Consider the following 1,656-nt stretch of genomic DNA (forward strand, 5'->3'; position numbering starts at 1 on the left):
GGCCGCCTGTGTGCACCACCCGCAGGCGGCTGCGCTGCTGCCCATCCAACCGGAACAAGGGCGGTGTCACCAAAAACGGGGCCGGGGTGGTTTTATCTTCGGCAAACACCTGTGAACGCACCAGCATAGGGTAGTTCTGCTGATTATGCACAGCAATGGTGGCACCATTGGCAGCCGGGTTATAGATAAGCCGGCTGGCCCCCAACTTCAGCTCAAAGGGTTGGGTCGAGGTTTCCACCGGTACCTCGGCGGCGTAAGCAGAGTATGCCATTGTGCCAAGCAGACCCAGCATCACGCTTAGCACTACCCCTCTTTTTCTATTGGCAGATTGCTGTGTTGACATAATCACTCCTATTCAGCGAAACAAAGAACAGTGCACTGTTAACTTAGCTTGTGATAACTAACCTGAAATTTATCACTGGCAGAAGAAAGACTGTAGATAAACGTCTATCGGTCGTCAACTAAGGGAATTTTCTCTTTGTTATGAATTAAATTAGTTATCTCTGTTTTTTCGGTTTTTTCAACATTGATAGTAATGTTGAAAAAACCGAACACGCTTCCTTATCAAGACAATAATCAATTTATAGTTTAGCAAGCCGCCCAGGTTTTAGCACGGCACGATCATAAAAACTTATCGAGACGTAACGTCCCTTCCATAAGTTGAAACAACTTGATCAAAACCAAACCATTCTTATCAATAACGGTCCCCAAACGGGGTATACGAAAAATGGGATAAGCTAGGGTAATAAAAAAGTCGAAGTTATGCGTGTAATTAGGTTGCATAGCAAACCACCATGCAACCTATTATTAATTTATTTCGTCATGATACTCAACAAGATCTGAATATCACATCAATCAGCTTATACAACCCAACGCTGGGCTTTAACACTAATTCTATAGGTGTCCGCCGCTACATCAGCTTGCGATTCATATACATTAATAGTATAACTAAAATCATTTCCACCAGCTGTATCCGGCTTGATTCTAATAGCTCCAGTGTTATCGCCTGACGGTCTTTCCAACAAGTTACCATTCACCGGCTGCAATGTTACCCAGATTTTATTGTCTGCTACCCCAGCAAAACGATGGGCCTGACCCGAGAAGCTATAAGCTTCTGAGCCAGTGAACGCCATGTTTATATGGCCGGTATTGTTAGTTGTAACTTTACCTTGTGCGATAATCTTGCCGACATTATCTCCTGGCTGAAGCCCCGACACTTGGGTGAGCGTGTGACCAACTATACTTGTTTCCTCAAAAGTAACATCCACTGACTTAGCTGATTCGGCCCCAACTAAAGTACCAGCAAAAGCCGCACCTGAAGAAAGTGCCACACTCAGCGTTAACAGAGACAAAGTATACTTTTTCATTTTTGATACCCTCTAATAATCAACAACAACGTAATCGGCAAACAACATTTAATGAGGAACATATGATAGGACTCTCATTCATCTTTGCCTGCAGTAACCCGACCACACATTCACACATTGCTTTCACATACCTGCATTTGGTGCTGCACCGTGGTCTTGGTGTTGATACTGCCTCAAGCCGCCCAGAATGATGAGTGAACTCGTTTTATTAAGATTTAATAATATTGATAAAAACCAATGAGTTGGGCTGTTCGCTCGCCCGCAGCGGCCTGACAGTTGTGGTTTATGG

2 protein-coding genes are annotated in these 1,656 nt (G+C 44.2%); both read right to left on the bottom strand.

Annotated features, from left to right (window positions below; translation table 11 throughout):
• Positions 1–304 (bottom strand): fimbria/pilus periplasmic chaperone (locus AAC083_RS10645; RefSeq protein ID WP_339735666.1); only part of this gene is annotated, 304 nt, incomplete at its 3' end.
• A gap of 556 nt (positions 305–860) precedes the next feature.
• On the bottom strand, positions 861–1,367 hold the full coding sequence (locus AAC083_RS10650; RefSeq protein ID WP_146181651.1) for a hypothetical protein: 507 nt from the start codon (positions 1,365–1,367) through the stop codon (positions 861–863).
• Positions 1,368–1,656 lie beyond the last annotated feature (289 nt).

Source organism: Aeromonas sp. HMWF014 (genome assembly GCF_963878295.1).
Classification (GTDB): Bacteria; Pseudomonadota; Gammaproteobacteria; order Enterobacterales; family Aeromonadaceae; genus Aeromonas; species Aeromonas popoffii.